The sequence below is a fragment of the Sinorhizobium terangae genome, from assembly GCF_029714365.1.
GTDB lineage: Bacteria > Pseudomonadota > Alphaproteobacteria > Rhizobiales > Rhizobiaceae > Sinorhizobium > Sinorhizobium terangae.
This window is the reverse complement of record NZ_CP121659.1, coordinates 238,106-261,905: the sequence shown is the minus strand read 5'-3', so window position 1 is coordinate 261,905 and position 23,800 is coordinate 238,106. Positions and strand designations below refer to the sequence as shown.

26 protein-coding genes and 1 tRNA gene are annotated in these 23,800 nt (G+C 61.0%); 10 read left to right on the top strand and 17 right to left on the bottom strand.

The genetic code is table 11. From position 1 onward, the window contains the following. Nucleotides 1-8: 8 nt before the first annotated feature. From QA637_RS01200 to QA637_RS01180, 5 genes are all read right to left on the bottom strand, one after another. Entirely contained in the window at nt 9-1,013 is a 1,005-nt protein-coding gene (locus QA637_RS01200) for an ABC transporter permease (protein ID WP_153438469.1), read from the bottom strand. Beyond that, nucleotides 1,013-1,993 carry an ABC transporter permease gene (locus tag QA637_RS01195; protein ID WP_283063002.1) on the bottom strand — a complete coding sequence of 327 codons (981 nt, stop codon included), beginning with the start codon at nt 1,991-1,993 and terminating at the stop codon, nt 1,013-1,015. Before QA637_RS01195 ends, QA637_RS01200 begins: the two co-directional genes overlap by 1 nt. Further along, a complete protein-coding gene (locus tag QA637_RS01190) occupies nt 1,990-3,501 on the bottom strand; it encodes a sugar ABC transporter ATP-binding protein (protein WP_153438903.1) in 1,512 nt (503 codons plus the stop codon). Before QA637_RS01190 ends, QA637_RS01195 begins: the two co-directional genes overlap by 4 nt. A gap of 284 nt (nt 3,502-3,785) precedes the next feature. Beyond that, nucleotides 3,786-4,775 (bottom strand): rhamnose ABC transporter substrate-binding protein, encoded by a 990-nt coding sequence (gene rhaS / locus QA637_RS01185; protein WP_153438473.1) that lies wholly within the window; start codon nt 4,773-4,775, stop codon nt 3,786-3,788. A 123-nt stretch (nt 4,776-4,898) separates the two neighbouring features. Next, nucleotides 4,899-5,711, bottom strand: coding sequence for a DeoR/GlpR family DNA-binding transcription regulator (locus QA637_RS01180; protein WP_153438475.1), 813 nt, complete (start codon nt 5,709-5,711; stop codon nt 4,899-4,901). Nucleotides 5,712-5,911: 200 nt separating this feature from the next. On the opposite strand from QA637_RS01180, the gene QA637_RS01175 reads away from it, so the two are divergent. The 5 genes from QA637_RS01175 (at nt 5,912) to QA637_RS01155 (ending at nt 10,557) form a co-directional block, all read left to right on the top strand. Further along, nucleotides 5,912-8,008, top strand: coding sequence for a bifunctional rhamnulose-1-phosphate aldolase/short-chain dehydrogenase (locus QA637_RS01175; RefSeq protein ID WP_283063000.1), 2,097 nt, complete (start codon nt 5,912-5,914; stop codon nt 8,006-8,008). 13 nt (nt 8,009-8,021) lie between these two features. Continuing rightward, the gene (rhaI, locus tag QA637_RS01170) at nt 8,022-9,314 is read left to right on the top strand and encodes an L-rhamnose catabolism isomerase (RefSeq protein ID WP_153438479.1); all 1,293 of its coding nucleotides are present in this window, start codon (nt 8,022-8,024) and stop codon (nt 9,312-9,314) included. A gap of 173 nt (nt 9,315-9,487) precedes the next feature. Beyond that, nucleotides 9,488-9,742, top strand: coding sequence for a GlsB/YeaQ/YmgE family stress response membrane protein (locus QA637_RS01165; protein ID WP_153438481.1), 255 nt, complete (start codon nt 9,488-9,490; stop codon nt 9,740-9,742). A 69-nt stretch (nt 9,743-9,811) separates the two neighbouring features. Further along, the gene (locus QA637_RS01160) at nt 9,812-10,000 is read left to right on the top strand and encodes a hypothetical protein (protein ID WP_153438483.1); all 189 of its coding nucleotides are present in this window, start codon (nt 9,812-9,814) and stop codon (nt 9,998-10,000) included. 95 nt (nt 10,001-10,095) lie between these two features. Then, on the top strand, nt 10,096-10,557 hold the full coding sequence (locus tag QA637_RS01155; RefSeq protein ID WP_153438485.1) for a YbaK/EbsC family protein: 462 nt from the start codon (nt 10,096-10,098) through the stop codon (nt 10,555-10,557). 44 nt (nt 10,558-10,601) lie between these two features. Here the strand turns inward: QA637_RS01155 and QA637_RS01150 are convergent, their stop codons facing one another. Then, the gene (locus QA637_RS01150) at nt 10,602-11,681 is read right to left on the bottom strand and encodes a nucleotidyltransferase family protein (RefSeq protein WP_283062997.1); all 1,080 of its coding nucleotides are present in this window, start codon (nt 11,679-11,681) and stop codon (nt 10,602-10,604) included. Beyond that, nucleotides 11,668-12,774 (bottom strand): phosphoenolpyruvate carboxykinase (ATP), encoded by a 1,107-nt coding sequence (locus QA637_RS01145; RefSeq protein ID WP_153438487.1) that lies wholly within the window; start codon nt 12,772-12,774, stop codon nt 11,668-11,670. Before QA637_RS01145 ends, QA637_RS01150 begins: the two co-directional genes overlap by 14 nt. 515 nt (nt 12,775-13,289) lie before the next feature. Here QA637_RS01145 and QA637_RS01140 point away from each other — a divergent pair. The 3 genes from QA637_RS01140 (at nt 13,290) to QA637_RS01130 (ending at nt 16,045) form a co-directional block, all read left to right on the top strand. Next, the gene (locus QA637_RS01140; RefSeq protein ID WP_153438489.1) at nt 13,290-13,526 is read left to right on the top strand and encodes a hypothetical protein; all 237 of its coding nucleotides are present in this window, start codon (nt 13,290-13,292) and stop codon (nt 13,524-13,526) included. Nucleotides 13,527-13,995: 469 nt separating this feature from the next. Then, the gene (locus QA637_RS01135; protein ID WP_153438491.1) at nt 13,996-14,385 is read left to right on the top strand and encodes a DUF930 domain-containing protein; all 390 of its coding nucleotides are present in this window, start codon (nt 13,996-13,998) and stop codon (nt 14,383-14,385) included. Nucleotides 14,386-14,968: 583 nt separating this feature from the next. Continuing rightward, nucleotides 14,969-16,045, top strand: a complete 1,077-nt coding sequence (locus tag QA637_RS01130; RefSeq protein WP_153438493.1) for a GlxA family transcriptional regulator — start codon at nt 14,969-14,971, stop codon at nt 16,043-16,045. 35 nt (nt 16,046-16,080) lie between these two features. On the opposite strand, the gene QA637_RS01125 is transcribed toward QA637_RS01130, so the two are convergent. Both QA637_RS01125 and QA637_RS30855 read right to left on the bottom strand, forming a co-directional pair. Then, nucleotides 16,081-16,323, bottom strand: coding sequence for a hypothetical protein (locus QA637_RS01125; RefSeq protein ID WP_184108428.1), 243 nt, complete (start codon nt 16,321-16,323; stop codon nt 16,081-16,083). 83 nt (nt 16,324-16,406) lie between these two features. Further along, nucleotides 16,407-16,595, bottom strand: coding sequence for a hypothetical protein (locus tag QA637_RS30855; protein ID WP_153438495.1), 189 nt, complete (start codon nt 16,593-16,595; stop codon nt 16,407-16,409). A 210-nt stretch (nt 16,596-16,805) separates the two neighbouring features. On the opposite strand from QA637_RS30855, the gene QA637_RS01120 reads away from it, so the two are divergent. Next, the gene (locus QA637_RS01120) at nt 16,806-17,963 is read left to right on the top strand and encodes a ceramide glucosyltransferase (protein ID WP_153438907.1); all 1,158 of its coding nucleotides are present in this window, start codon (nt 16,806-16,808) and stop codon (nt 17,961-17,963) included. A gap of 167 nt (nt 17,964-18,130) precedes the next feature. After that, nucleotides 18,131-18,331 (top strand): hypothetical protein, encoded by a 201-nt coding sequence (locus QA637_RS01115; RefSeq protein WP_153438497.1) that lies wholly within the window; start codon nt 18,131-18,133, stop codon nt 18,329-18,331. Nucleotides 18,332-19,275: 944 nt separating this feature from the next. Here QA637_RS01115 and QA637_RS01110 read toward each other — a convergent pair. The 8 genes from QA637_RS01110 to QA637_RS01075 all read right to left on the bottom strand — a co-directional run bounded on the left by QA637_RS01110 (nt 19,276) and on the right by QA637_RS01075 (nt 23,678). Further along, nucleotides 19,276-19,351 (bottom strand) — tRNA-Phe (locus QA637_RS01110). 295 nt (nt 19,352-19,646) lie between these two features. Then, nucleotides 19,647-19,856, bottom strand: coding sequence for a DNA gyrase inhibitor YacG (gene yacG / locus QA637_RS01105; RefSeq protein WP_153438500.1), 210 nt, complete (start codon nt 19,854-19,856; stop codon nt 19,647-19,649). A gap of 6 nt (nt 19,857-19,862) precedes the next feature. Continuing rightward, on the bottom strand, nt 19,863-20,483 hold the full coding sequence (locus QA637_RS01100) for a Maf-like protein (protein WP_153438502.1): 621 nt from the start codon (nt 20,481-20,483) through the stop codon (nt 19,863-19,865). A gap of 48 nt (nt 20,484-20,531) precedes the next feature. Further along, nucleotides 20,532-20,750 carry a translation initiation factor IF-1 gene (infA, locus tag QA637_RS01095; RefSeq protein WP_004435948.1) on the bottom strand — a complete coding sequence of 73 codons (219 nt, stop codon included), beginning with the start codon at nt 20,748-20,750 and terminating at the stop codon, nt 20,532-20,534. Nucleotides 20,751-20,939: 189 nt separating this feature from the next. Then, nucleotides 20,940-21,410, bottom strand: a complete 471-nt coding sequence (locus tag QA637_RS01090) for an arsenate-mycothiol transferase ArsC (RefSeq protein ID WP_153438504.1) — start codon at nt 21,408-21,410, stop codon at nt 20,940-20,942. A 10-nt stretch (nt 21,411-21,420) separates the two neighbouring features. Next, on the bottom strand, nt 21,421-21,900 hold the full coding sequence (locus tag QA637_RS01085) for a UPF0262 family protein (RefSeq protein WP_153438506.1): 480 nt from the start codon (nt 21,898-21,900) through the stop codon (nt 21,421-21,423). After that, a complete protein-coding gene (gene hisD, locus QA637_RS01080) occupies nt 21,897-23,201 on the bottom strand; it encodes a histidinol dehydrogenase (RefSeq protein ID WP_153438508.1) in 1,305 nt (434 codons plus the stop codon). The genes QA637_RS01085 and hisD overlap by 4 nt, the downstream gene beginning before the upstream one ends. A 36-nt stretch (nt 23,202-23,237) precedes the next feature. Beyond that, nucleotides 23,238-23,678, bottom strand: a complete 441-nt coding sequence (locus QA637_RS01075; RefSeq protein WP_153438510.1) for a DUF2948 family protein — start codon at nt 23,676-23,678, stop codon at nt 23,238-23,240. Nucleotides 23,679-23,800 lie beyond the last annotated feature (122 nt).

The following is a 23,800-nucleotide window of genomic DNA, read 5'->3' as shown; positions in this document are numbered from 1 at the left end:
CGATAACCTCAATGTGCGAGGCGGCGGCGCGCACGCTGCCAAAGGATCGGCAGGGCGATGACCGAGATCAGCAGCAGGCCGATGAAGATCGACATGACGATGCCCGGCACGTTCAGGAGGCCGAAGCCGAAGGTGACCATGCCCATGATCAGCGCCGCCAGCACGACGCCGGGAATGGTACCCGAGCCGCCGAGAATGTTGACGCCGCCGAGAACGACCATCGTTACCACTTCCAGTTCCCAGCCGAGTGCGATCGACGGGCGTGTCGAGCCAAGGCGCGAGGTGAGGCAGATCGAGGCGAGGCCCGCCATCAGCCCGGTCAGCAGGAAAAGGATGAACTTCACCCGCGCGACGCGCACGCCCGAAAAAAGCGCTGCGGTCTGGTTGTTGCCGATCGCATAGACGGCGCGGCCGAAATTCGTCTTGTGCAGCAGCACGCCGTAAAGGATGGCAAGCAACACGAAAAGCGTGAACTCGAAGGAGAAGACCCACCAGACATAGCCCTGCCCGAACCAGGCGAAGCTTTCGGGATAGCCGGTAAACGCCTGGTCGCCGAGGACGATGAAGGAGAGCCCGCGAAACAGGCTCATCGTGCCGATCGTCACCACGATCGACGGCAATCCGAGGCCGGTGATCAGCAGCCCGTTGACCATGCCGCAGACGAGCCCGACGCCAAGGCCGATCGCGACGAGCGCCGGCGTATCGACGCCCAATTGCACGGCATAGCCCATTGCCGTCGAGGCGAGCGCAATGATCGATGCGACCGAAAGGTCGATCTCGCCGGAGATGATCACGAGCGCCATGGCGAAGGCAATCATTGCCTTCTCGGTGAAATTGAAGGTGGCGTCGGAGAGGTTCCACGGATCGAGAAAATAGGGCGACGCCAGCGAATTGCCGAGAAAGATCGCGATCGCGACAGCAAGCAGCAGGCTTTCCCAGCTTTTCAGGATGCGGGCACCGCGGCCCTGCAGCCGGTCCGGAATATTGCGGGGAGAAAGGTGAGCGTCCGTCATCAGACCGCCTCCGCTTTTCTAAGAATGACACGGCCCTTGCGCTTCTCGGCGCGGGCGTTGACGGCGACCGCGATGATGATGACCGTTCCGGAAATCGCCATCTGCGCGAAGGGCGATATGTTGATGACCGGTAGCGCGTTCTTGATCACGCCAAGGAACAGGGCGCCCAGCACGGCGCCCGCCACCGAGCCGATGCCGCCGGCAATCGAAATGCCGCCGATGACGCAGGCCGCAATGATATCGAGCTCGAATCCGGCGGCGATATCGACATAGGCGACCGCATAGCGCGACACCCAGAGATAGCCGGAAAGGCCGGCGAGCGTACCCGAGAGGCAATAGGCGAAGAAGCGCGTGCGGCCCACATCGATGCCTGTATAGGCGGCCGCATGCGGATTGCCGCCGACGGCATAGAAGGCGCGCCCAAGCGGAGTGCGGCTCATCACCAGGAACATCAGCGCAATCATCAGAAGCGAGAGCCAGGAGAGCACCGGCAAGCCCACAAGGTCCAAACGCGGCAGCGCCTTGAAGGCGTCACTCATCTCGTGCGCGTTGATCCACTTGCCGTCGGTCAAGAGAAAGATCAGGCCGCGATAGATCGTCAGCGTTCCAAGCGTGACGACGATCGGCGGGATGTTGAGTTTCCAGACGAGCGTTCCGTTGATCATGCCAAGCACGCAACCGAGCGCCATCGCCGCAAGAATGACCAGGGGAATCGGCAGGCCGGGAAAGGCGTTGTTCAACATGGCCGCGACCATGCCACTCAGCGCAAGGTTGGCGGCCATCGACAGATCGATACAGCGGGTAAGGATCACCGCCATCTGCCCGAGCGCCAGAATGATCAGAATGGAGGTGTCGTTGTAGACGCGAGCAAAGCTTGCCGGCGTTACGAAAGCGGGGAACCGCAACGCGATCAGGGCGACGAGCGCGACGATGGCGACGACCAGCAGGATTTCGCGATTCTTCAGGAGCTTCGCCATCATGCGGCCCTACCGTTCGATTGCGTTTCGATGCCGGCCGCCGCGCGCACCAGTGTCTCGGCGGTCAGCTCGGCGCGCTCGAAGCGTCCGGCGATCCGCCCCTCACGCATGACGATCACACGATCCGACATGCCCATGATCTCGGGTATTTCCGAGGACACCATAATGACGCTCAGGCCCTCGGCCGCAAGTTCGCTCATGAAGGCGTGGACGGCTGCCTTGGAGCCGATGTCGATGCCCTTGGTCGGTTCGTCGAGGATGATGACCTTCGGCTTGGTCGCGAGCCATTTGGCGATCACCACCTTCTGCTGGTTGCCACCGGAGAGCGTGCCGACGTCCTGGTCGAGAGAGGCAGCGCGGAGGTCGAGGCGCGAGGTGTATTCGCGTGCGAGTGCGAATTCGTTGGCGAGCTTCAGAAAGCCGGAGCGCGAGGTGTGCGACAGCGACGGCAAGGTGACATTCTGGAAGATCGGCATGCCGATGATCGCGCCCTGCCGGCCGCGTTCCTCCGGCACATAGACAATGCCGGCGCGAATCGCCTCGGCGGGGCTTCGGATCACCAGCACTTGTCCGTCCAGCTTAACCGCGCCGGCCGACGGCCGGGTGATGCCGATCAGCGACTGCATGAATTCCGATCGGCCGGCGCCGACGAGGCCGTAGAAACCGAGGATTTCGCCGCGCCTCAGTTCAAAGTTGATGTCCTCGAATTCGGTCGGGTGGCGATAGCCGGAGACGGTCAGCACCGGCTCGCCGATCGCGACCTCCTTCTTCGGATAGACGGACCCGACGGCGCGGCCAACCATCATGCGGACGAGATCGTCCTGGCTCACGTCGGCGATCAAGCCCTCCCCCACCATCGTTCCGTCACGGAAAACCGTGTAGCGGTCGGCGATCCGGAAGATCTCGTCGAACTTGTGGCTGATGAAGAGGATCGCCTTGCCGTCGGCCTTGAGGCGCTCGATCAAGGCATAGAGTTCGTGGATCTCCTTGTGCGAAAGCGCCGCCGTCGGCTCGTCCATGATGACGACGCGCGCATCGACCGAGAGCGCCCGGGCAATCGCCACCAGATGTTTCCTGGCAATTCCGAGGTCGCGCAGCCGGATCGTCGGATCAAAGTCCGCCCCAGCCCGATGCAGCAAGGCCCGCGCGTCGGCATTGAGCTTCTTCCAGTCGATGAAACCGAAACGATTGCGCGGCGCATGGCCGAGGAAGATGTTTTCGGCAACGGAGAGTTCGTCGAAAAGCACCGTCTCCTGATGGATCGCGGTGACGCCGGCACGCGCGGCCGCAAGAGCAGTTGGAAACGTCGTTTCCTCCTCCGCCACACGGATCACGCCGGCGTCGGGCTGATAGATACCGGTCAGGATCTTGACGAGGGTCGACTTCCCGGCACCGTTCTCCCCGACGAGCGCCGTCACCGACCCGGGATAGAGTGCGAGCGAAACATCCGAGAGCGCGCGCACGCCGGGGAAGGACTTCGATATGCCCTCGAGCGTGATGGCGGGCTTCATCCGCGATGTGGTTGTATCCTGCAGCAAGAGAGGGTCCACCAGTTCAGTCGTTTCAATTGGGCGGCGGTCGTTCGTTCAACCGCCTTCGCCGTGAGGCCTCGGCAATGAGGTTGCCCCTCACCCTAACCCTCTCCCCGCTCGCGGGGAGAGGGGACACCGCAGGCGGCCGCCGGATACCTCGACGTTCGTGAGGGCGAGGCAGCGCCGCTTGTTTCCTTCTCCCCGCCTGCGGGGAGAAGGTGGCCGGCAGGCCGGATGAGGGCAACGGCCCCTCGCCTCGCCGATCAGAAGATCTTCGCGAACTCTTCGACGTTCGAGGCATCATAGACGAACGGATCGGCCATGGCCCCTTCATTGTTGTCGTCGAGCTTGACCGTGCCCATGCGGCCCATCTTGAGTTCCGCGCCGGGCTTGGCTTCCGCGCCGCCGATGAGATCATAAGCGATCATCGTCGCCGAGTAGCCGAGGTCGATGGGGTTCCAGATCGCGAAGGATTTCGACGCGCCGGACTTCACGTGGCCCGCCATTTCGGAAGGCAGACCGAGGCCGGTGACGTTGATCTGGCCGATCTTGCCGGCGTCCGTGACCGCCTGCGCGGCCGCAACGATGCCGACGGAGGTCGGCGCGATGATCGCCTTCAGGTTCGGATAGGACTGAATGAGCCCCTGCGTTTCGCGGTAGGACTTGTCGGCAAGGTCATCACCATAGACGGTGGCCACGACGTTGATGCCCTTATAGTTGCCCTGGACCTTCTTCATTTCGGCAATCCAGGTGTTCTGGTTGGTCGCCGTCGCCGAGGCCGAGAGCACCGCGACGTCGCCGCCTTCGGGCAGGTTGTCGGCGGCAAGCTTGATGATCATGTTGCCGATGAGCGGGCTCGATGACGGATTCAGGTGCATCAGCCGGCCTTCCTTGGCGACGCCCGAATCCCAGGAAATGACCTTGATGCCGCGGTCCATCGCCTTCTTCAGCGCCGGCACGAGGGCGTCGGTATCGTTGGCCGAAACGGCGATCGCATCCACCTTCTGGGCGATCAGCGAATTGATCACCTCGATCTGGCCTTCCGCTGTCGTCGAGGTCGGTCCGGTATAGATGACGTCGACATCGCCGAGTTCCTTGGCGGCTTCCTGCGCACCCTTGTTGGCGGCTTCGAAGAAGCCGATGCCGAGCGCCTTGACGACGAGCGCGATCTTCTTGTTTTCCGCATGCGCGGCATTGGCCATGAGCGCCACCGCGACGGCGGCAGTGACCATCAGTGATTTCAAAATTTTCATGACTCTCTCCTCCCTTTGGGCCGCGCGCATTCGGTATGAATGCATCGGTCCGGCCCCTATCTGCGGCCCGCCCGGCCATGCCCGGGATTGCCGCAACGTCCCACTCCCCTCTCCTCGCCCGTGTCAGGCGGGCGATGAAGCACTTTCCATGTCGACGACGGGCTTCGCCTTGGCGATGACCAGATTGACGCCGGCGCCTTCGAGCATCGCGGCATGCCTGTCCTCGATGCCCGAATCCGTGATCACAGTGGCGATGCGCTTCAGTCCGCAAAGTATGAGGCTCGATCGCCTGTGAAATTTCGAGGAATCGACCAGCACGACCAGTTCGTCGGCCTGATCAATCAGTTTCTGTTCTGCCTGGATCAGAAGCGGATCCGCTTCCATCAGCCCGAGTGGTCCGAGCCCCTGTGCGCCCATGAACATGCGACGCGCATAGAAATTGCGCGTCACGTCGTTGTCGAAGGGGCTCAATATGATGTTCTGCTCGCGGTAGATCGTGCCTCCCGAAAGCATCACGGTGTTCTTCGAATGCTTGAGCAGGTGCTCGGCAATTGGGAAGGAATTGGTGAAGACCTGCATCCGGCGGTTTGCAAGAAAATGCACCATCTGGAAGGTCGTGGTGCCGCCGTTGATGATGATCGGCTCTCCGTCCTCGCAAAGCGCAACCGCCTCCTTGGCGATCGCCTGCTTCTCGCGGGCGTGCAGGCCTTCGTTGACGCTGAAGGGGCGACCGGCGAGACCGACGAATTGCGGCGGATTGATCGCCTCGGCACCGCCGCGTACGCGGCGCAGGCGTTTTTGCACGTGAAGAGCGGCGATATCGCGCCGGATCGTCGCCTCGGAACTGTCGGTCAGCTCGACGAGTTCGGGCACCGTCACGACCGGTTTCTCCTGAACCGCAGACAGGATGATCCTATGTCTTTCTTTTTCGTGCATTCGCTCCTCCGATGCCCCGCATGCTTCCATCACTCCCGAGCATTGTCAATCAGTATCAATCATATTTTTTCCTTGTGCAGCGCAATATGAACGATTTTGATCGTTTTTGATTGACATTCGCGCGCCGACCGTGTGATCTGATGCCAATCATGTCGCCGCGGTCCTACTGCCGCCGGATAGCTTACCGGGAGGAATTCAACATGCTCGACAAGCAACAGGGCGCTCGCCTGGCCAATCTCTGGGATGAGGCCAAGGTGACAGGGATGAGCGAGCCGGAGAAGCTTCTCTACCGCTCGAATCTTCTCGGATCGGACAAGCGGATCACCAATTACGGTGGCGGCAATACCTCGGCCAAGGTCATGGAAAAAGATCCACTGACGGGCGAAATGGTCGAGGTCCTCTGGGTGAAGGGATCGGGCGGCGATGTCGGCACCATCAAGCTCGACGGCTTCGCGACCCTTTACATGGACAAGCTCCGCGCCCTGAAAGGCATTTACCGGGGTGTCGAGTTCGAAGACGAGATGGTCGGCTACCTGCCGCACTGCACGTTCAATCTCAATCCGCGCGCCGCTTCGATCGATACGCCGCTGCACGCCTATGTGCCGAAGACCCATGTCGATCACATGCATCCGGATGCGATCATCGCGATCGCTGCATCCCAGAACAGCAAGGAGCTGACCCAGCAAATTTTCGGCGACGAGATCGGCTGGCTGCCGTGGAAACGGCCGGGCTACGAGCTGGGCCTGTGGCTCGAAAAATTCTGCCTCGAAAATCCGAAGGCACGCGGTGTGGTCCTGGAAAGCCACGGGCTCTTCACCTGGGGAGACACGGCCAAGGAAGCCTACGAGACGACCATCGAAATCATCAACCGGGCGATTGCCTGGTTCGAGGCAGAGAATACGGCACCTGCCTTCGGCGGGGCGGTAAAGCCGGCTCTGGATAGCGCCGAGCGCGCGGCGATCGCCAAGCGATTGATGCCAATCATCCGCGGGCTGATCAGCGCAGCGGAGAAGAAGGTCGGACACTTCGACGACAGTCAGGCTGTGCTCGATTTCGTGACATCCAAAAATCTCGAACCGCTGGCCGCGCTCGGAACGAGTTGCCCCGACCATTTCCTTAGAACGAAGATCCGGCCGCTGGTCGTCGATTTCGATCCGGCCAATCCCGACATCGAAAAGACAGTTGCCGGGCTTTCCGAGGCGATCGTCGCCTATCGCGCCGACTATGCCGCCTATTACGAGCGCTGCAAGCGCGCCGACAGCCCGGCGATGCGCGACCCGAACGCCGTCGTCTATCTCGTCCCGGGCGTCGGCATGATCACCTTCGCCAAGGACAAGGCGACAGCCCGCATCTCCGGCGAATTCTACGTCAATGCGATCAATGTCATGCGTGGCGCCTCCGTGTCGACCTATGTCGGCCTGCCCGAGCAGGAAGCCTTCGATATCGAATACTGGCTGCTTGAAGAAGCAAAGCTCCAGCGCATGCCGAAGCCGAAGAGTCTCGCCGGCCGCATCGCGCTCGTCACCGGCGGCGCCGGCGGTATCGGCAAGGCGACGGCCAACCGGCTGATGCAGGAAGGCGCCTGCGTCGTTCTCGCGGACATCGACGAAACGGCGCTCGAGGCGGCGCAAACCGAACTGGCCGGCCGCTACGGCAAGGATTTCGTCCGCTCCGTCAACATGAACGTGACCAGCGAGGCGGCGGTGGAAGCCGGTTTCGGCGACGCGCTCCTCGCCTTCGGCGGCCTCGACATCCTCGTCTCCAATGCCGGGCTTGCCTCGTCGGCAGCGATCGAGGATACGACGCTGGCGCTCTGGAGCAAAAACATCGACATTCTCACGACCGGCTATTTCCTCGTTTCGCGCGAAGCCTTCCGCATCTTCCGCAACCAGAAGGCCGGCGGCAATGTCGTGTTCGTCGCCTCGAAGAACGGCCTTGCCGCCTCCCCCGGCGCGTCCGCCTACTGCACGGCGAAAGCGGCGGAGATCCATCTTGCCCGCTGCCTGGCACTCGAAGGGGCGTCGGCGCAGATCCGCGTCAACGTCGTCAATCCGGACGCGGTGCTGCGCGGTTCCAAGATCTGGACTGGCGAGTGGAAGGAGCAGCGCGCTGCCGCCTACAAGATGGACGTGGACGACCTGGAGGCTCATTATCGCGAGCGTTCCATGCTGAAGCTCAGCGTCTTCCCGGAAGACATTGCCGAGGCGATCTACTTCCTCGCTTCCGACATGTCGGCAAAATCGACGGGCAATATCGTCAATGTTGACGCGGGCAATGCCCAGTCGTTCACGCGCTAATCCGGAGGCTGCCATGACCGAGATGATCAGCAAGGCCGTTGTCGAGGCGGAGAATGCGAGCCGTCGGGACGCGCTCAACCGAGACTATGAAAGCCTCGGCGAAAGGCTTGCCCGCCGCGGCATCGCGATCGACTCCATCAAGGAAAAGGTCGCCGCCTATGGCGTTGCCGTCCCCTCCTGGGGCGTCGGCACCGGCGGGACGCGTTTTGCCCGATTCCCAGGGCTGGGCGAACCGCGCAACATCTTCGACAAGCTCGAAGACTGCGGCGTCATCCATCAGTTGACGCAGGCGACGCCGACCGTCTCGCTGCATATCCCGTGGGACAAGGTTTCCGACCTCAAGGCGTTGAAGGAGAAGGGCACGGCGCTCGGCTTGGGTTTCGATGCGATGAACTCGAACACCTTCTCCGATGTGCCCGGTCAGGCGCATTCCTACAAGTTCGGGTCGCTCTCGCATAGCGACGCGGCGACACGGCGCCAGGCGGTCGAGCACAATCTCGAATGCATCGAGATCGGCAAGGCGCTGGGGTCGAAGGCGCTGACGGTGTGGATCGGCGACGGCTCCAATTTTCCCGGGCAGAGCAACTTCACCAAGGCGTTTGAACGCTATCTCGACGCGATGAAAGCAGTCTATGCGGCGCTTCCGGACGACTGGCGCGTCTTCACCGAACACAAGATGTACGAGCCTGCTTTCTACTCGACCGTAGTGCAGGACTGGGGGACGAATTACCTGATCGCGCAGGAGCTCGGCCCCAAAGCCTTCTGTCTCGTCGACCTCGGCCACCATGCGCCGAACGTCAATATCGAGATGATCGTGGCTCGGCTGATCCAGTTTGGGAAGCTCGGCGGCTTCCACTTCAACGATTCCAAATACGGCGACGACGATCTCGATACGGGGTCGATTGATCCCTATCGCCTGTTCCTGGTTTTCAACGAACTGGTCGACGCCGAGATGCGGGGTGCGGAAGGCTTCAATCCCGCGCATATGCTCGACCAGAGCCACAACGTGACGGATCCGATCGAGAGCCTGATGACCAGCGCGATGGAAGTCTGCCGTGCCTATGCCCAGGCCTTTCTCGTCGATCGCAAGGCGCTCAACGACTATCAGCAGAGCAATGATGCGCTAATGGCGTCGGAAACGCTCAAGGCCGCCTTCAGGACGGACGTCGAACCGATCCTGGCGATGGCACGCCTCGAACATGGCGGTGCGATCGCGCCGGTTGCGACCTACCGCACGAGCGGCTATCGCGCCAAGGTGGCGAGCGAACGGCCGGCGGTCGCCGGCGGTGGCGGCGGTATCGTCTAATCAGTTGCGAGCGATTGCGAGCGGTCGCTCCCAACCCCACATCGCGGAACCGTTGGAAGCGTGCACCGGCCGCCGGAAAACGGTGCAAAATCGCCACACGATAAAATTGCCCCCTATCTGATTTCAAATCCTGATCTATCTTTTCCTATGGATCCACTGGAGAGGAGCGATTCATGGGTATTGAAAGCATCCTGGTATTCCTGATCGTGGGCGCGGTTGCCGGCTGGCTTGCCGGTCTGATCGTCAGCGGCTTCGGCTTTGGCCTGATCGGCAACATCGTCGTCGGCATCGTCGGTGCATTCATCGCCGGCTATCTCTTTCCCGCGATCGGGATCAGCCTCGGCACTGGTATCCTTTCCGCGATCATCCATTCGACGATCGGCGCGATCATCCTTCTGGTGCTGATCCGCATCGTCAAACAGGCATAAGCCTGCTGAAGAACCTTTGCGACCTTTGCGCGTCTGGAAGGACGCGCGGCGCTGCAAGCGGAGGCAACTATGACCGAACTCTATGCCGCAAATATCGAGACGGCCCTCAAAACCTTCATCACCGACCATCGGGGCACGCTGACGCGCGAACAGGCGATTTCGACAATCCTCGAGAGCTGGTTCGCAAGCCACGGCTATCTGCCGCCGCAGCAGGAAGGCCGGCGTCCCGAAGATCTTGACGCCTCGAACGACGATTGAAACACTAACGCCGTCCGCAGCGAGCGCAATCCCGGCTTGCCGCCACACATTCGCATTTTTCCCGACAACCTGTTTTGCCACACAGATTGCCCCCAATGAGCCTTGCTTCCGTCAAACAGTTCTTTTCCGAACACGCGCCTGACATCGATGTCATCGAACTTGCTCAAAGTACCGCCACGGTGGAACTTGCAGCCCAAGGCCACGGTGTCGAGCCCGCGCAAATTGCCAAGACGCTGGCACTCAAGGTCGGAGACGACGTCATCCTGATCGTCACGCGCGGTGACGCCCGGCTCGACAACAAGAAGTACAAGGCCCGCTTCGGCACAAAGGCCCGCATGCTCGGCTTCGACGAGGTGGAGGCGGAAACGGGCCATCCGGTCGGCGGCGTCTGCCCTTTCGGTCTGGCCAAGCCGCACAACATCTATTGCGACGAGTCCCTGAAGGCCTATGACGTCGTCGTTCCCGCGGCCGGCGCGACCAACGCCGCCGTCCATATCAGCCCTGAGCGCATCGCGGAATTGACCGGAGCGGAATGGGTCGACGTCTCGGCGCTGTGAAGCGGAACGTAACCGTCGAAACCGTTAATCTCATTCGACTATCCCTAAACTTTTCCCGGCGGCTTCAGCCGGAAGACGCGCCGCAGCTCGCGAATCTTACGCCTTGCTTCCAGCCATCGGGAGGCATGAGGCTCACCTCCGTAACGGTCCCAGGACGAGTAATGAACGATCTCGGTCAAAAGCGTGAGAAGCGCTAAGGGGACGACGAGATAGTCCCTCCCGACCTGCAAGCGGCGTCGCGCCAGTTGAAGATGCGCAAGCCTGCCTAACGACAATTCGGATACCTCCTCGGCACCGAACAAGGCATGTGCGGTGAGAATCTGCGTGTCCACGGCATTTCGCTCGTAACCGGCGGCAAAGAGCGCTCTCAGCACCTCCCACTCGATACGATGCGACCGGGCAAGTTTCACCATATCGAGAAGATGGCGCAGGTCGATCAAGCCGCGCCAATAGTCGCCGTCCTGGAACTGGTCATGCAAGATCAGGAAGACGATCTGGGCGAAGGGTGACGGGACGTGGACATATCCTCCGTCGAGTGCGAACTGCCGGCTGTGGCGGTAAAGCCATTCGATGTCGCTAAAGGAGGCGGGACCTTTCGGCCGGCATTGCAGATCGATGCTACCGACATCCGTCGGCCGGTCCAATACGGTCGGCAAATGAAACTTCGGGTTTCCCGGCCATGAGCCGTCACCGGCGCCGAGCCGGATTTCATATCCGATGCCCTGAAGCGCTCCGATGCAGGCGGCGATATCGGCGGGGCGCACGAGAATGTCGAGATCCGTGAGCATCCGCCCGCCGATCTCGCCCTCCTCCTGCGCAAGCAGAATGGCAGCCCCTTTGGAGACAATCGGCTCGATGCCGATACGGTTGAGGCAGTGTACCGCCTCCGTCAGTTGCGCGATCAGCCGGCGATTGCGCTCGGCGTTTCTTTCGTAGATCAAAGACAGGTATTCGCAAACGTCTTGTGGCACGTTCTGCGCGGTTCTTGTCGCCAGGGCGAGGGAAGAAACGGTTAGGCTTTCATTGGCCAGGGCTATGATGCCGTCCCAATCCGCGTTGCTCGGCGGATTGCCATTGAGGCACGACACAAGTGCAAGCAGGTTTCGGTAGCTAAGCCGCTTCATGATGCCGACTCAGCGCCTCCACGGCTTCGTCGAGCCGCGAGTAGGAAAGTTCGATCGCGCGAGCGCGGCGCATGACGCCGAGCAGGGTTTCGAACTGCGACAGGTCGAGACGCCCCGCCGGCGTGAAGGCCCCGGAAAAGAGCTCGGACAGGACCCGTGCCGGCTCCACGGCCGAAATCGTAACCGGACCCTTCCTGCGGCGGCGAAGAAGCACGATACTGCCAAGCGGAACCCCCTCATGCGGTGCGTAGGGGATCGATGCGAGATAGCGAACGCGCTTCTTGTCGAGGCGGCGGTGGATCGGGGCAGCGGCGATCGCATCGCGGACGACGCCGTCGATCAGGCCCCATGAGCCGCGCTTCAGTGCCGGCGCAAAAGGCACCCCCTGCACCAGGCCATCGGCACCCACAACCGCGATATCATCCCCAGCACAGGCAAAACCAGCTTGGAGAAGGGCTAGCGCGAGCGTCGTCTTGCCGGCACCCGGCGCGCCACAAATGAGCAGGCCCTGTCGGTTCTTTACGAGAAGCGCGGCATGGAGCGCGACATTCCTCCCGAGGCATGCGAGCACATCGTCCGTCAGCATGGTCTTCAGCGCAGGCGCCGCCTCTTCGGCCGCAATGATCGTTCCACGAGAGTGGTTGCGGCTGATGCAAGCTCCGTTGCCGAAGGCCGCCACCTCGTAGACGAGCGAAGACTTTCGCTCCGGCGTCTCCAGATGCTCGAAAACGGGCAGCACGAGCTCGGCGAGAGGACTATCGTAACAGACTATCGAGACAGCAGTTCCTGCCAGATCAAGCACCTGGCTGCGCAGTGGCGGGCCCTCCTCCTCATCAAGGAGGATGTCCAGCAGGCCCTGACGGGACCAATGCGCAAGGTATTTCCGCACGGAGGCGCGTGCCGTCGCCCGGCTGGCACCGCGCGCCACGAGGCCCGACACCAATTGCTGGAGCGACGCCGGCTCGGTGAGAGCGCATGTGAAATAGGCCGTGAGGTCATCGACCTCAAAAATCTGCTGCGACGATTCTACGAAAATCGTCTTGCGTTGGCCCAGCAGAAAAAAACGTGCCCCCGCGGAGATGCTGAACTTCATTCCAATCCCCCACACCTGCCGTCGCCCAAGGGCGACCCCGCACATGCCTCAAGCATGCGTGCCTATTTGTGATGGAAAATCCGAGTTCCCGCCAGCCCAGACTGCCTTGAACACACGAGAATCAAACACGTAAGGCGGTGTTTCGGCGTCTTGTCACGCAAAAGCGGGCCCGCGCCTGACGCATGGGCCCAGTCCGCTAATCCGCCTGAAAACATCGGTTATTGTAGCTAATAAGCAGGAAGCTTAGGATTCCCGGCTGCTCCGATCCATGGACTTAAGTCCCATGCGACAAGGGCAAAGGTCTTAGGACCATTGCATGCGGACTCTCGTGATACATACTGGCCTGTCGGCGGGCAGCTTTGTAAGCCGCTGAGGCGTTGGCAGGTCCCCGAGATAACCGCGATTTTCGGCAGCAAACCAGTCGCGGGACATGCGAGTGAGTTAACGCCAAAGAGTTATATCCCTTTTTAGCAATTGCTGTAATATAGACAGCGACGAAACCCGGAGGACGCAAGATGGAGAAGGCTCAAAGGGAACATTCTCCCGCCGAGGAAGATAGACGCGCGTTCCTGAAAGCTTGCGGCCGTTTTGCGGCCGTCACGCCACCTGCAGTGACGATGCTTTTGTCCACAAGCCTCACATCAAATGCAATCGCGAAATCAGGTAGCGGTGGCGGATCTGGCGGCGGAAAGGGCAAGGGTGCCGGCAAGGGTAATAAGGGCGGCAAGGGCAAAGGGAAATCCAAGCCCTAAAAACATTTAGCAATTCAGAGTGCTACAGCGACCTTTGCGCGTCTGATAAGACGCGCGGCGGGGGAGAGCCGATGCGTCGCTCTCGCGGAGCGCCTTCTGCGGCGTCCCCGCCTTTCCGATAATGCAGGCGACCTCGTGTCCTGGGCGGAACTGCGACCACGGTCTCGGTCGTCGTCTTTGCTCGGCAAGCAGCATCTATCGCACCGATGTTTCCGCTTACGCAGGAACCTCAAGCCAGTCACCTATCGATGTCCAATCCAACGCCGCCGTCCATGTCAGCCCCGAGCACATCGCGGAATTGACCGGAGCGGAGTGGTTTACGGCAACGTGATCGTTCTGCCACGGAATAGCCACAGAGCTTAATTGAAACCTCGGACGCCGAGCGGACAGTGATTCGCGCGGTCGCCCGCGCGGTTTGGCGCTTACCTGAAAAAATGAGCAGCCACTCTTTCGGAGGAGAACACCGAGAATGAAAGCACTCGCCTGCGCGTTTGTCCTTGGCCTGTCGATCGCAAATCCGGTAGCTGCGATGGATCAGACTCTCGTGCGACAGTTCGAGAAGCTCGACCCGCAGACGCGCCTGGAACAGCGTTGCGATACCGAGGCGATGGAGCGGATCAGCGCGGACAAGACGTCATTCAAGCCGGACAAGGTGATCGCCTACACCTTCGCCGATCCAATCTTCAAGGGCGACAAGATGAAGGCGCCGGGTGCGGTGTTCCGAAGTGGGGGCGATTGGTACAAGCTTGCCTTCAAGTGCCGCACCAACTCAGAGCACCTCGACGTGTTGTCGTTTGAATACAAGATCGGGGAACTTGTGCCGCGGGAACGCTGGGACCAGCTTTATCTTTACCCCTGACACAGCACGCGGACCCGTAGTCCTGCCCATACTGCCCGCACGGCTAGGGAACGCTGCTTTCACATCTATATCAGTGAAAGCAGAAAAGACGCCCCAGGTTCGAAATCCTAGAGCACGGCAATAAGGAACATCAGCGAGCCGAGCGAAAGCGCGGCCATGATGCTCATGAGCACTTTCATCATGTGTTCCGTCATTTCGTACATCCCAGCCTCATTCCCCGACGAACGAACCTAAAGCGCGCCGCATTCAATCGAACTCATGCGCCGCGCTTTAGGTCATTGCTTTATGCACGTCGTTGTCCCAAAACCGCTGCACACTTTTGGGCGACATGCATTAACCGCCAGACCGGCGAAACATGCGTCCGATGCGCCAGCCACGCGCCTGCCGGACAATGACAATTTTCTGACAAATCGGTTAATAAATCACCATATACATGGGGATTAGCCCGCTACGCGCAGACCGGCATGGACGAAGGCATCCGGAACTGCACCTCAGTTCCGTCTACCTATAGCGCATCGCGCTTGGTATCATGCATTCGCTCATGGACACCGCTAAACGCCCAGCAGGAATGGATTGCATCGCATTGGAAACGACCCTGATAGGAAAAAAGGCGGCCACGAAGAGCCATCGCGCCGGCCAAGGGGTGCTACGCGTCGGTTTCATTCTCGCACGGAGCTTCACGCTCAGCGCCTTCTCGCTGTTTGCCGATGCCTTGAGGCTTGGCAGCGATATCGAGGACAAGTCGGGCCGGGTGAACTGCGACTGGGAGGTGCTTGGCAGCACGAGAAACTTCGTCATGTCCAGCTGCGGCATACAGGTGGCGCCCACGGCCTCGCTCCGCCCGCCGACCGAGTTCAGCTACATCGCCGTCGTTGGCGGGCGGCTCAACGTCGAAGAGCCGATCGACCGGGAAACGATCAACTATCTTCACCGGGCGGTACGGGCGGGCGTGCCGATCATCGGAGTGTGCACGGGAAGCTTCATCCTGGCCGAGGCGGGCGTGCTCGATGGGCATGCCGCCTGCGTCAGCTGGCTCCATCACAATGAGTTTCGATCACGCTTCCCCGCAATCGCGGTGACGTCAAAGCACATCTTTGTCGAGGACGGCAATGTCATCACCTGCGCCGGAGGCAGCAGCGTCGCTGACCTGGCCACCTATCTGATCCGCAAACATGTCGGCGAAGAAGCCGAGCGCAACGCGCTCGAAATCATGCAGATCACCCGCCGCAGAGATGCTACCGAAATGCAGACGCGAAATCCGCTCGGCACGGTCACCGTGCAGGACAAACGGATCAGTCTCGCCCTCATGGTGATGGAGCAGCATCTTGAGGACATCATCGGCATAGACGATGTGGCGAACGCGCTCGGCATATCGCGCAGGCAGCTCGAACGCCTGTTCCAGAACGAGCTCGGCGCCACGCCGGTTTCGGTCTATCTGAAACTTCGCCTCGACGCGGCGATGCGGCTGGTTGCATCCACCGAAAAGCCGTTGATCGACATTGCGCTCGAAACCGGCTTCGAGAACGTGTCTCACTTTATCCGGAAATTCAGGGAAGCGTTTTCGCTCACTCCCGGCGCGGCCCGCAAGCAGCTTGCGGCGGCAAAACGCCCGGCTTCTACAGCGCCCCGCGTTTTACCCAACGCGCAAAGCAGCCGTTAACCCGTTCGCATTACGCGGTTCCCAGCGGAATTACGCTAACCGAAAAGCAATAAAACCGCGCCCACTGCCATCAGAGCCAACCCGGGCCAGTTCCGCGCGAGGCTGAGAAAGCCCAATCCCTGCCGCTTCGGCTCGAGCGTCGGTCCGGTTCCACCCTGGTCGATTCGGTCCTGCGATTGGGGCGACGGGTTGCTCAAATCTCGACGGACGAGCGCCTCCCGCGCCATGAAGAGCATGCCGCAGACGAAAAGAACCGCGCCGACCAGAATTGTCCACACACGCGCCTCCTCCGGCGTTCCTACAGCGCCGCGCGTCCGATCAGACGCGCAAGGTCGCTGTCTTTGTGCCTCAGACTTACCGGTCAGCGGATGCGGCTTTGAGGCCGGACGATGTTCATCTGCAACTCGTGACTCGATGCGTACCTGCCGAGTACTTTGATCAGGCGCTTTTCTTCGGCTTTGTGTATGCCGGCCCGCCTGCAATAGTCTGCCACGTCCCAAACATGCCTGGCCCGAGACTTGTCGAGCGTTCTGATATCAGCATGTGTCATGCTTCGCCTCCCGGATAGCCTTCAAAGAACGCCGGCAGCGGGGTTTGGTTCCGCGGGGGCGGGAACTTGACTCGATGTAGCAGCAGGCCACGTCGACAAGCAGGTAACCTCGGTTAGGCGCCGGGTGTCATAGGCATGTCATCTAACGGTGATGTTTATTCGATGCCTGAGTCCGTCGGAATGGCGCCGCGACTCGTCGCTGGGTAGATGATGCTGAATTTGTTTGACGCCGCCGGTGCGTTCCTGGCCATCAATGTGTTGAGCCTGATGATTGCGGGCTGGCGTATCTGGCCGCGTCTGGGCTCGCAGCCTGAGACGCTGCATCGACCTCCAGTTTCTGTCGTGATCCCGCTATGCGGCCTCGAGGTATTTTCGCGGGAAACGCTGGAGAGCGCGTTTCGCCTGGATTGGCCCGATTATGAAGTCATCTTCTGTGTCGCCGACGCGGGGGATGCCGTGATCCCATTGATCGAGGAAGTGCGCGAACGCCACCCAGCTATTCCCGCAACGGTTCTTGTCGGTGACGACCTGATCAGCGCCAATCCCAAGCTGAACAACTGCGTAAAAGGCTGGAATGCGGCATCGCATGAATGGGTGGTTCTCGCCGATTCGAACGTTCTCATGCCGGCCGATTATCTCATTCGCCTGATGGCCGTGTGGCGGCAGGATACCGGATTGGTATGCTCGACCCCGCTTGGTTCCCGCCCGCATGGGTTCTGGGCGGAAGTTGAATGTGCGTTCCTCAACGCCCACCAGGCGCGCTGGCAATACGCCGGAGAAGCCCTTGGATTCGGCTTTGCCCAGGGCAAGAGCATGCTCTGGCGCAAAAGCATGCTGGATGCCCACGGCGGCATTCAGGCACTGGCGTCGCATATCGCCGAGGATGCGGCCGCAACGAAGCTGGTGAGAAGCCTCGGCTTGAAAGTGCACCTGGTCTCCTCGCCGTTCGAACAGCCATTGGGTACCAGGACCTTTCGCGAGGTCTGGGCGCGGCAGTGCCGCTGGGCGAGATTGCGGCGTGTCACCTTTCCTCAATTCTACTCGCCGGAAATCCTGCTCGGCGTGATGCCGCCACTTCTGTTGTCGCTGCTCGCCGCCTTCGTTGCAGGTCGCAGCCCGTTTGCGGTTACTGGTTTTGTCGTCGGTGCTGCCTATTTGCCGGAACTCGCCCTCACCTATCGGAAGAACTGGCACATGTCCCGATGGTCGCTCATCGCCATGTTCACGCGCGATGCTTTGCTTCCAATCATATGGGTTCGAGGCTGGCTGGCGGGCAGCGCCGATTGGCGAGGCAACAGGATGTCGATCGGCTCGCACGAGTCCCGGCTCGAAACGATTGCGCCCCGGCCGCTCGCAAGCACCTCGTAATCGCGCTGGTGAGGCAGATCAGCAACGGTGATCTGCGGCGTGATGACGGAAAGGACTCGCGTTTGCTGAAAATAGGCGTACCCTGCCTCCATCATCGGCTCGTTATACGGGCGCCGATGCCTGGAAGATCATAGCGCTTTCGCCCCAAGTTGATGGAATCCGGCGCTATGCCTCGTCTCCACCCTCCCCAATCCTTGCGCCGTGGCGAGATCGATCTGCTCGCCCTGTTGTTCGAGCAGCTGCTGGAGGAACGTCAACTACCAAACTGCGGCGAGGAGGCGGAAGCGCTCGCTGCTCGGTTGTTCTCGATTTTCCAATCCGGCGAGCGAAACGTCGAACGGCTGAGAATGCTGACCATGCATTCCTGAAGGCCACCGGCAGCGGATCAGCCAGACGTAAGGCAGACCGCATGAAGGAAAAATCATGAGATCTTACGTTGGGAGCTTCGGGTATCGCTTCAGACCGGTCGAGTTTGCAATCAGGTCAACCCCCGCACTCTGCATTGGAATGATTGTTTTTATTACCCTGTACGGCGTTCTTTGGTGACCGCATCTTGAAAACGGAGCCGGGCGGAGCACGCCATCCAAATCCTGGTGCGAAGCCGCTCCAATGCGCCTTGGCGACGAAGAGGCATGCTGTTGCAAGAGTTCCTGTGAAAAATGAAGAGATCCGCAGCCCGCTATAGTGACGAATAAGCCCAGCTGCCTCGCTCCCCTTCCACGCCGCGCAATCTCCAACGTCGTGATGATGTCGGCCGGCGCAGCCTCGCGGGTCGCCGTCCGTCCTATGTCACGACTCGTACTCTGTGAGCCTCTTACGAAGCTCGTGCGAGGAACGCGTCCCGGATTGGTAGAGGTAAAAGATCTGGCTTGCGAGATTCTTCGCGCGCTCGCCTCGGCGCGACCACCCCCTTCGTACAAGTTCGTCGTCAAAGACCCTGCGCAGATGCACCAGTTGAGCAGGATACATGGGGGAGCGAGTATGTGGGAATTGAAGATCAAGCATGGCGCTTTCCCTTACCGGGGCGAAAGCGTGACGAACTTCCGGCCATCGGCGCCCGTATCACTTGCCGATGATCAAACCAGTCTACGCCTATCTGCCGGAAGCGCGAGTCACTACAGCGCCGCGCGTCTTATCAGACGCGCAAAGGACGCTGTAGCACTTTGAATTGCTGCATGTTTTTGTCCTTATATCGGCTACGATTTAAGGAAACATGCAGTAGGGAAATCCGTTGCAGGGTGCGCAACGTGAAATTGGCCCGAGAGACTCGCCCGGAAGGGCTTAACCGATGGAGATTGGTTCCTAAATGGAATGGTGCCCGGAGGCGGATTCGAACCACCGACACGCGGATTTTCAATCCGCTGCTCTACCAACTGAGCTATCCGGGCATCCTGCCTTTGACGGCAACGGCTCTCTTCAGAGCCATCGGGGCGGTGTGTTCGCCCCGGAAGCGAGCGGGGTTATAACATCTTGTTCGGCCGTGTCCAGCACCAAATGACTCTTTTTTGAAAGGAATTCGGCGCGCGGTGGAAAAGGCGAAAAAGATAAGGCTATTCAGCAGGATCGCGCCGGATCGCCAACGATTTCGGAGCGTCTCACGCGGAAATCGAAGCAGGGCGACTGCCGCAGGAACAGTTAAGATACGGCGGAAATCGAAGCACGGACCGGACGCATCAATAGGCGTCAGCGATCCTCGTCGTCCGCCTTCGACTCGTCATCGGCGACCGGAATCGCATAGGATCCGGAAAGCCAGCGATTGAGGTCGACGTTGCGGCAGCGCTCGGAACAGAACGGATAATGCTCGCGCGCGGACGGGCGGCCGCATTCCGGGCAGGGCCGCGTCGCGCGCAGGGGTTCGACGTTCGAACCGCTCTTCTTGCTTTCGCCGCTCAATTCTCTTCAGCCTTCCAGCCAGCGATTGTGCACGTCATATCCTTCACCGATGAGAAGATTGACGGTTTCGTAGAGTGGCAAGCCTACCACATTGGTATAGGAACCGACGAGCTTGACGACAAAACTGCCGGCAATGCCCTGGATGGCATAGCCACCCGCCTTGCCGCGCCACTGGCCTGAGGCGAGGTAGCTTTCGATATCGTGGCCCGAAAGACGCTTGAAGCGCACCTTGGTGTCGATGACCTTCTGGCGGATGGTGCGATCCGGGGTGACGAGGCAGATGCCCGTATAGACGCGATGGCTACGGCCGGAGAGAAGATGCAAGGCGCTCGACGCCTCGCTCACCAGCTCCGGCTTCGGCAGAATGCGGCGGCCAACGCAAACGACGGTGTCGGCAGCGAGAATGTAGCTGCCGTCCCAGCCCGGCTCCCCCTTGATCGCAGCAAGCGCCGCCTTCGCCTTCTCGGCCGACAGGCGCCGCGCCAGAGAGCGGGGATGCTCCGCACGCTTTGGTGTCTCATCAAGATCCATCGGCAGCAGGCGCGCAGGCTCGATGCCCGCCTGCGCCAGAAGCTCCACACGACGCGGCGACCCGGACGCCAGTATCAGTTTTTGGTTCACTGCCATCGAAGCGAGCCGTTGTTTCCCGGTTGGTAAGCGCTGTGTCGCCGGGACCTACTTGAAGCGGTAGGTGATGCGGCCCTTCGTCAGATCGTAGGGGGTCATTTCGACGAGCACCTTGTCACCGGCGAGAACGCGGATGCGGTTCTTGCGCATACGGCCGGCCGTATGAGCGATAATCTCATGCTCGTTTTCAAGCTTCACGCGGAAGGTCGCGTTGGGAAGCAATTCGGTGACCACGCCCGGAAATTCTAGGACTTCTTCTTTCGCCATACAGGATTGTTCTTTCTCGTTTTCATTCTGGGATGCGCCACGCATCCGCGAAAATTTGCCGGAAACTACACAATCGGGGAAGCTTTGTGAACCGCTTTGATCCGGCTTTTTCAGCAATTGTACGCCATGCTTCCTCAATCGGCATCAATGCCGTTTGCCCTTGGACGGAACGGCACTGATTTTTGACGGTCAGGCCTCCTCGCGGCGCGCGTGCTCGACAGCCAAGCGGCTGGCGATCAGCGTCGCCAGATGGTCACGAACTGAGCGATAGGCCGCAACGATCTGCTCGCGCGTCCCGGTCGCAACCGTTGGATCCGGTGTCGGCCAATAGACGACATCGACGGCCATGGACCGGGTCAGTTCAAGCGCCACGTGGTGGGCTTCCGGCGCGAGCGTCACGATGATGTCGAAGTAATCGTCCTCAAGCTCATCGAGCGTGCGCGGCTGATGGCGGTCGATCGTCAGGCCGACTTCGGCGAGGACCACATCGACGAAGGGATCTCGCTCCCCATGCCGCACGCCGGCTGATGCGACGTAAGTCCCCTTCGGCAGTGTTGCCTTGGCAAGAGCTTCGGCCATCGGCGAGCGGATGGCATTCATTCCGCACATGAAGAGAACCGAGCGGGGCGATTTCGCTTGCGGCAAGGCGGTACCGGTCATATCGCCCCCGTCAACCACGCCAATAGAGCACACAGACCAGTGTGAAGAGCCGCCGCGCCGTATCGAAATCCAGCCTGATCTTGCCGGACAAGCGATCCATCAGCGTCTGCGAGCCCTCGTTGTGAATGCCGCGGCGGCCCATGTCGATCGCTTCGATCTGGCTCGGCGTCGCCGATCGGATCGCGGCGTAATAGCTTTCGCAGATCATGAAATAGTCCTTGACGATCCGCCGGAATGGCGTCAGCGACAGGATATGCGTAGCGACATCCTCCCCGCCATCGGTCGAGATCGCGAAGACGAGCTTCGAGTCCACCAGCGACAGGTTCAGCCGATAAGGACCACCGGGATGCCCCACGGGCTCGAAGAGATTTTCCTCGAGCAGGTCGAAGATCGCAACCGCGCGCTCGTGCTCCACGTCGGGGGTCGAGCGGCCGATCGTTGTTTCGTCCAGCACGACATCGCAGAGCCGCAGGTTGCGATCGGCCTTCATCCCTCGCCCCCGAGATTGAGGCGAATGGCGACCGAGCGGGCATGGGCCTCAAGACCTTCCGACCGCGCGAGCGCGATCGCAGCGGGACCGAGCGCGCGCAACTGATCCGCACCGAGCCTGAGGATCGATGTCCGCTTCATGTAGTCGAGCACGCCGAGGCCGGACGAGAAGCGCGCCGAGCGCGCCGTCGGCAGCACATGGTTCGAGCCGCCGACATAGTCGCCGATGACCTCCGGCGTATGGCGACCAACGAAGATGGCACCGGCATTGCGGATCTTCGGAACCATCTGATCCGCATCCGCCATAGCCAGTTCCAGGTGCTCGGCGGCGATCCGGTTGGCAAGGGGTACCGCCTTCTCGAGATCCGGCACCTCGATGATGGCGCCGAAATCGCGCCAGCTTGCAGCCGCGGTTTCGGCACGCGGCAGCGTCTTCAACTGCCGTTCGACCGCCGCCGCCACCGCATCCCCGAAGGCCGCATCATCGGTGATCAGGATCGCCTGGGCGCCGGCGTCGTGTTCGGCCTGCGCCAGAAGGTCGGCGGCGATCCAGTCCGGGTCGTTACCATTGTCGGCGATCACCAGCACTTCCGACGGACCGGCAATCATGTCGATGCCGACAGTGCCGAAAACCTGCCGCTTGGCGGCCGCGACATAGGCGTTGCCCGGACCGACGATCTTGGCCACCGGCGCGATCGTCTCGGTACCATAGGCAAGTGCGGCGACCGCCTGGGCGCCGCCGATACGGTAGATTTCCTCGACGCCGGCGAGACGCGCGGCCGCGAGCACGGCCGGGTTGATCGCGCCGCCGCTTGCAGGCACGACCATGACGATGCGCGGCACGCCGGCAACCTTGGCAGGCAGTGCATTCATGAGAACCGAGCTCGGATAGCTCGCCGTGCCGCCCGGCACATAGAGCCCGACCGCGTCAATCGCCGTCCAGCGCGAGCCGAGCCCAACGCCCAGTCCATCTTCGTAGATATCGTCCTTCGGCAATTGCCGGCGGTGATGCGCCTCGATCCGGGTTGCGGCGACCTTCAAGGCGCCGAGAACCTCGGGCTCGACCGCATCGATCGCCGCGTCGATCTCAGCCGCGCCGACGGCCATCGCGGTTGTGGCGAAATCGATGCCGTCGAAGCGAGCGGAGTACTCCGCCAACGCCGCGTCGCCCCGGGCGCGAACATCGTCGATGATGGCGCGTACGGCGGCATTGACGTCTTCCGAAACTTCCCGCTTGGTTGTCAAAAACGCGGCAAACGCCTGTTCGAAGCCGCTGTCGAGATAGTTCAGCCTGGTTGCCAATGCGAGATATCCTTCTGGTGATGACCGGTCGGGTGCTCAGGCGCCTTCGGGATGCCGGGGTCTGAACGCGGTTTCCCACGCCCCGCCCGTGTCGGCAAGCTGTACCTCGATACATTCCACATCGAGCACGATCGATGCCTCTCCGGCGAGCACCAGTTCGATCGCACCTTCCGGCCCCTCGCCCTTCATGGAAAAACGCAGGGCCAGGAGGTCGAGAACCGCTTCTGCATCCCCCCGGTCGAAACCGAGCGAGCGCACGGCGACCACGCGCTTGAACGAGAGCACGGCCCGGCGCCGCTCGAAACTGCGCCGCTTGCCGTCGGCGTTTTCCCAGACGAACCGGTTGATGACCAAGGAAAGCTGACCACGGCGGGCGTCATAGGAAATGCCCGCCACCTTGAAGACTGCGTCCTGCACATGCGCGGAAACGACGCCAAGGTCTTCCTCGTCGAGTGCCAGCAGCTTCAGAGCATCCATGCGATCCATCCTGTTTTCAGGCGCCATCTTTTTGCGCCACAATCGCAATGGACATAAGGCGTCGCGCCAGAAACCGCAACGGTTCCGGGCGCATTACAGCGCCGCGCGTCCAATCGGACGCG